We start from the raw sequence: 6,536 nt of genomic DNA on the forward strand, positions 1-6,536 counted from the left end.
GCGAGCAAGCCCGCTCCCACAGGTGACCGAGTTTCTTAAGATGGAATGCGATCAAACTGTGGGAGCGGGCTTGCTCGCGAAGAGGCCAGCCTGCCGCCCTCAATTCTTCTGGATCAACCTGCTACGCACCTCAGCCATTCCCTGCGCATCCAGCTCCATCCAGAAAACCGGCTTGCCGGCAATCAACGCCCCGGCCGGCAACCCATCGCGATACACCAACCTGTTACTCGCCAACGCCGGCACTTTCGCCCCCGGCAGCAGGGTGCCGGCCAGGTTCAGCGGGTCGACGCCACACACTACGATCAGGCTGGTGTCGATGGGCCGTCGGCGCACTTCGCGCAGCAGTGGGATGGCCTCGGGCAAGGCGAACTGCTCGCCCGCCAGGCCGCTGACGAAACGCCCACCGCGAATCTCCCCCCGAGCCTCCAGCCGATGGAACGTGCGCAGCAATTCGCGCCAGCTCGGCAGCCAATCGGCCTCTCGTTCCAGCAGACGCCAGAACACCACGCCGTAACGGCGCAGCAAGGTCATGGCGATGTGTTCCAGGGTTTCGGGCGGGGTCGGCGCCGGGCGGTTGCCTTCAACAGCGGCGGGCGCACTGCGGCGCAACAAGGCCCAGCGCCCGGCATCGTCCATGCCGCCGACAAACGCCCCGCGCCCGCGCCGACTGCTGCGGGCCTGACGCTTGCTCGCGGGGGTGATCAGCGCCCGCAGGCCGGCGAAGCTGTCGGCATTCACCAACCCGGCGCCCACCAGTTCCTGCAAGGCAATTTCCAGTTCGGCGCGCAGCAGGTGGGCTTCGTGCAGCAGTTCGTCAAAAAACAACGCGCCGTGTTCGCTAAGGGCCTGGTGGACTTTTTGCGTCTTGAGCGACAGTTCTTCCAAAGGCGTCTGTTCGGCCAGGCTGCTCCACAGGCCGACCTGGCTGCGCGGCAGCAACACCACCGGCGTGCTGCGCAGGGCGCTGGCCGAAAGCTTTTGCCGGGCGCTCAAGCGCGTCCAGACTAGCCGGCCGCTGCGGCACAACTCATCGAGCCAAGTGGGCGAGTAATCCTTGATCCGCGCCGGCAGCAAGTCGCTGTCCCAGGCCGAAGCGGCGGCAGGATAGCCTTCGAACTGACTGACGATTGACGGCAGCACGGCGCTGCCCCGGCCTTGAGTGGACGTCGAAAGGTGCTGCCAGTCGAACAGGAACCGCATGAAATCCTGCAACATTACCGGCTCGATTTCCCGCCGCAAGCGCTTGACCGTGTAGCGATGGATACGCGCCAGCAAATGCCGCTCGCACCATTCCTCCTGGCCGATGCCCGGCGTGAAGCGACCACGCAACACGTAGCCTTGCTGCTCCAGTTGCGCCAGGGCCTGGGTGGCTTGCGGCGTCGACAACCCCAGCGGGTAGGCGATGGCCTTCAACGGCAGCGGCCCGAACGCACTGAGCCGGGCGCGGAGCACTTCCACCACGGCTTCGTCGCTGTTCCAGGCTTCATCGAAGTCGGCCAGGGGCGTCAGCGGCGGCTGCCATCGGGCCTGTGGATAAATGGCTTGCAGGCAGGTCAGGCGTTCCAGTGCCACCCATAGGCCGCGCTCGGCGCTGATCTGCACATGGCTGGCGCGACCACGCTCGGCCAGCGTGCGCAACCAGTCCAGCCAGGACGCGTTGGCGCTGGCTTCGCTGTCGGCGATGCAGGCCAGGCTCATCAGCCCTTCGTGCATCTCGTCGAGGTTGGTCGGCGTCGGCCAGGCTTCTTCGCGCACCGACTGGATGGCCTCGGCGTCCAGCGCGCCGAGGTCGTCGGTGGACTGTGGGTCGCTCCAGCGCCGGTTGATCACCGCCTGGGTGCGCCGTTCCTCCAGCGGTGCGTCGTCGAGGAAGGTGTAGGGCCGGGCGCTGAGGATCTCCGCCGCCAGGGGCGAGGGCGCGGGCAGGTCGCGACTGATCAGCCGAATCTCGCCCGCTTCCATGCGCCGCAGCAGTGCCAGCCAGCCTTCGCTGTCCATGGCTTCGTGCAGGCAATCGTCGAGGGTCTGCTCCACCAGCGGATGGTCGGGAATCTCCCGTTTACCGGCGAGGTTTTCCAGGCAGGCGATCTGGTCCGGGAACACGCTGGCGATCAGGTCTTCGCTTTTCATCCGCTGGATCTGCGGCGCAACCTTGCGTCCGCCGGTATAGCGCGGCAGCGCCAGGGCCACGCCGGCGTTCCAGCGCCAGCGCACGCCGAACAGCGGCGCATCCAGCACCGCCTGGACCAGGATCTGTTCGGCGCTCTGGCTGTTGAGATAGCGCCAGACTTCTTCGAGCTCGAAGCTGTGGCTGGTGGACAGCGACAACACGATGGCGTCTTCGCTGGCGGCCGCTTGCAGTTCGAAACTGAAGGTGCGGCAAAAGCGCTTGCGCAGGGCCAGGCCCCAGGCGCGGTTGATACGGCTGCCGAACGGCGTGTGGATGATCAGTTGCGTGCCGCCGGACTCGTCGAAGAAGCGCTCCATCAGCAACGTGTCCTGGGACGGCAGGGCGCCGAAGGCCCGGCGCGCCGGGGCCAGGTGGTCGAGCAGTTGCTCGGCGCTCGGCAGATTGAGCTGCAAAGTGCCGGTCAACCAGTCCAGCGCCGGTTGCAGATCGCCCGGCGTGGCGCCAAGCAGTGCGTCCAGTTGCGCTTGCAGGCGCGCCACCGCCACCGACAGTTCAGCGCTGCGCCCCGGGGCCTCGCCGAGCCAGAACGGAATGGTCGGCGGCTGGCCCTGGGCATCCTCGACCCGTACGCGGCCGGTCTCGACGCGAATGATCCGGTAGGAGGTATTGCCGAGTTGGAACACGTCGCCGGCAATGCTCTCCACCGCAAAGTCTTCGTTGACGCTGCCGATGTTCAAGCCCTGGGGTTCGAGCAGCACGCTGTAGTCAGCGTTATCCGGAATGGTCCCGCCGCTGGTCACGGCGGTCAGCTTGCTGCCGCGGCGTCCGCGCAACGTGCGGGTGACGGCATCGCGGTGCAGGTAGGCGCTGCGCACGCCCTGGCGCCCGTTGAGGCCTTCGGCGAGCATTTGCAGCAAGGCCTGGTAATGGCCTTCATCCAATTCTGCGTAGGGCGCGGCGCGGCGGAACATCGCCAGCAGCGCTTGCTCGTGCCATTCCTGGCAACTGACTTCGGCGACGATCTGCTGCGCCAGCACGTCCAGCGGTGCCTTGGGGATGTGCAGGATGTCCAGCTCACCGCGGCGCACGCAGTCGAGCAGGGCGGCGCATTCGATCAGATCGTCGCGGGTGATGGCGAACAACCGGCCCTTGGGCGTGCCGCCCACCTGGTGCCCGGAGCGTCCGACCCGTTGCAGGAATGCCGAGATCGAGCGGGGCGAGGCGATCTGGCACACAAGGTCGACATCGCCGATATCGATGCCCAGTTCCAGCGATGCGGTGGCGATCAGCACCTGCAGTTCGCCGCGCTTGAGCCGTTGCTCGGCGTCGAGGCGAAACTCTTTCGCCAGGCTGCCATGGTGGGCCGCCACGGCGTCCTTGCCCAGGCGCTCGCTCAAATGCCGGCTCAAGCGTTCGGCCAGGCGTCGGGTATTGACGAATACCAGGGTAGTGCGGTGTTTCCGGGCCAGCTCGGCGAGACGGTTGTAAACCAGCTCCCAGACGTCGTTGGCCATCACCGCCGAGAGCGGCACCGGTGGCACCTCGATGTCCAGGTCCCGGGGGCGGGCGTGGCCGATGTCGACGATGTCGCAGGTTCGCCCTTCGCCGACCAGAAAGCGCGATACCGCTTCGATGGGTTTCTGCGTGGCGGACAGGCCGATCCGCACCAAGGGTTCGGCACACAGCGCTTGCAGGCGTTCCAGGCTCAAGGCCAAGTGGCTGCCGCGCTTGCTGGCGGCGATGGCGTGGATTTCGTCGACGATCACCGTGCGGGTGCTGGCGAGCATCTGTCGGCCGGAATCCGAGCCGAGCAGCACGTAGAGCGATTCGGGCGTGGTCACCAGAATGTGCGGCGCGGTCTTGCGCATTGCCGTGCGGTCTTTCTGCGGAGTGTCGCCGGTGCGCACCGCGGTTGTGATGTGCAGCGGCGGCAGGTCCATTTGTCGTAGCTGTTCGGTGATCCCGGCCAGCGGGTTTTGCAGGTTGATCTGGATGTCGTTGCTCAAGGCTTTGAGCGGCGAGACGTAGACCACCAGGGTCTGGTTCGGCAGGCCGCCCTGTTCGAGGCCGCGATGCACCAGGTCATCGAGCACCGCGAGAAAGGCGGTCAGGGTCTTGCCCGAACCTGTGGGCGCGGCCACCAGGGTTGAGCGGCGCTGGCCGATCAACGGCCACGCCTGGGCCTGGGCGGCCGTGACCGCCGGGAAGGTCTGGCTGAACCAGGCGCGCACGGCAGGATGGAAGCCTGCCATGGCGTGGTCGGCGGCAAGGGGCAGATTCATAGGAGCAGTTATGCGGGTGGGGTGGGGAAGATGCAAGTACCGGCTGGGATCTTCGTTGCCCATAAGGGCCTCTTCGCGAGCAAGCCCGCTCCCACAGTTAGCCGAGTTTCGTCAGAAATGTGGGAGCGGGCTTGCTCGCGAAAGGGCCCTAAAGAGCAGCACACATGCGGGATCTGCACTTTACGGATGACGGTTGCGCACTAAACCCGCAAAATGCAACGATTCCGGCAACGCCTGCGGGCGTTTGTCGACCAAATTCTTGTGCCAACAGACTGGGCCTGCTGATTTTATGCGAATGCGCCTTATGTTACTGGGCGGCGGAAATGCCCTTGGGCAGGCGCTGATTCGCCTCGGTGCAGAAGAAGACATCGGTTTTCTTGCCCCCCGCCCGCCCGAAGACGGTTGGGATGCCGCGAGCCTGACGCAACTGCTCGATGACACCCGGCCGGACGCCTTGATCAACCTGGCGTACTACTTCGACTGGTTCCAGGCCGAGGCCGTCAGCGAACAACGCCTGGCCAGCCAGGAGCGCGCTGTCGAGCGCCTGGCCGAACTGTGCCAGCACCACAACATCGTCCTGGTGCAGCCGTCCAGCTACCGGGTGTTCGATGGCTCCCGTGCTACCGCCTACAGCGAAAAGGACGAACCGGTGCCCCTGGGCCTGCGTGGCCAGGCCTTGTGGCGGATCGAGCAAAGCGTGCGCGCGACCTGCCCGCAGCATGTGCTGCTGCGTTTCGGCTGGCTGCTGGACGACAGCGCCGACGGCATTCTCGGGCGCTTCCTGGCCCGCGCCGAACAGCCCGAGGAACTGTTGCTGGCCGACGACCGCCGGGGCAATCCGACGCCGGTGGACGATGCGGCGCGGGTGATCATCTCGGTGCTCAAGCAACTCGATTGCGCGGCGCCGCTGTGGGGCACCTACCATTACGCCGGGCACGAAGCGACCACGCCGCTGGCGCTGGGCCAGGCGATCCTTACCGAGGCGCGTGCCCTGCATCCGCTGGCAATCGAATCGCCCACCGCCCAGGCTCACGCCGCCCGGCCGGATGCCGCCGAAGAACCGCAGCACGCGGTGCTGGCCTGCAAGAAAATTCTGCACACTTTCGGGATCAAGCCCCGCGCCTGGCGCGCCGCGCTCCCAGGCTTACTGGATAGGTTTTATCGCCATGGCTGACGGCCCTGTTTTAATCACCGGCGGTGCCGGTTTCATCGGTTCGCACCTGACCGACGCCTTGCTCGCCAAGGGACATTCGGTGCGCATCCTCGATGACCTGTCCACCGGCAAGCGCAGCAACCTGCCGCTGGACAATCCGGCGGTCGAACTGATCGAAGGCGACGTTGCCGACGCCGCGCTGGTGGCCCGGGCCATGACCGGTTGCAGCGCCGTGGCGCACCTGGCGGCGGTGGCTTCGGTGCAAGCTTCGGTGGACGACCCGGTGCGCACCCACCAGAGCAACTTCATCGGCACCCTGAATGTCTGCGAAGCCATGCGCCAGGCCGGTGTGAAACGGGTGTTGTTCGCCTCCAGCGCAGCGGTCTACGGCAACAACGGCGAAGGCCAGTCTATCGACGAAGACACCCCCAAAGCCCCGCTCACGCCGTATGCCTCGGACAAACTGGCCAGCGAGTTCTACTTCGATTTCTATCGCCGCCAGCACGCGCTGGAGCCGGTGGTGTTCCGCTTCTTCAACATCTACGGCCCACGCCAGGATCCGTCCTCGCCGTATTCCGGGGTCATCAGCATCTTCAGCGAGCGGGCACAGAAAGGTTTGCCGATCACCGTGTTTGGCGATGGCGAGCAGACCCGGGATTTTGTCTATGTCGAAGACTTGGTGGACCTGCTGGTGCAGGCCATCGAGAAGCCTGAGGTGGAAGTCGGTGCGGTGAACGTCGGCTGGAACCAGGCGACGACCCTCAAGCAGATGCTCCAGGCGCTCGCGCAAGTGGTCGGCGACCTGCCGCCGATCAGCTACGGCCCGGCGCGCTCCGGCGACATCCGCCATTCCCGGGCGGACAATCAGCGGTTGTTGCAACGTTTCAGCTTTCCATCACAGACGCCGATGAGCGTGGGGCTCGCGCGGCTGCTAGGTCGCTGAACGACGGCCAATGGAACCCACTGTGGG

At 65.9% G+C, this 6,536-nt stretch carries 3 protein-coding genes; 2 read left to right on the forward strand and 1 reads right to left on the reverse strand.

Annotated elements, in window-relative coordinates; all coding sequences use genetic code 11:
- Positions 1–99: 99 nt before the first annotated feature.
- Positions 100–4,413 (reverse strand): DEAD/DEAH box helicase, encoded by a 4,314-nt coding sequence (locus RGM2987_RS14295; RefSeq protein ID WP_245142179.1) that lies wholly within the window; start codon positions 4,411–4,413, stop codon positions 100–102.
- A 289-nt stretch (positions 4,414–4,702) separates the two neighbouring features.
- Here RGM2987_RS14295 and RGM2987_RS14300 point away from each other — a divergent pair, with 289 nt between their 5' ends.
- Positions 4,703–5,587, forward strand: a complete 885-nt coding sequence (locus RGM2987_RS14300) for a sugar nucleotide-binding protein (RefSeq protein ID WP_245142181.1) — start codon at positions 4,703–4,705, stop codon at positions 5,585–5,587.
- Complete coding sequence (locus tag RGM2987_RS14305) at positions 5,580–6,509, forward strand: NAD-dependent epimerase/dehydratase family protein (RefSeq protein WP_245142184.1); 930 nt, start codon at positions 5,580–5,582, stop codon at positions 6,507–6,509. Before RGM2987_RS14300 ends, RGM2987_RS14305 begins: the two co-directional genes overlap by 8 nt.
- The last annotated feature ends 27 nt before the right edge of the window (positions 6,510–6,536 follow it).

It is taken from the genome of Pseudomonas sp. RGM2987 (genome assembly GCF_022952855.1).
In the GTDB taxonomy this organism is placed as follows: domain Bacteria; phylum Pseudomonadota; class Gammaproteobacteria; order Pseudomonadales; family Pseudomonadaceae; genus Aquipseudomonas.

Coding starts and splice junctions, on each gene's coding strand:
- RGM2987_RS14305 (WP_245142184.1), top strand. CDS start 5,580: ATGGCTGACGGCCCTGTTTTAATCACCGGCGGTGCCGGTTTCATCGGT.
- RGM2987_RS14295 (WP_245142179.1), bottom strand. CDS start 4,413: ATGAATCTGCCCCTTGCCGCCGACCACGCCATGGCAGGCTTCCATCCT.
- RGM2987_RS14300 (WP_245142181.1), top strand. CDS start 4,703: ATGCGAATGCGCCTTATGTTACTGGGCGGCGGAAATGCCCTTGGGCAG.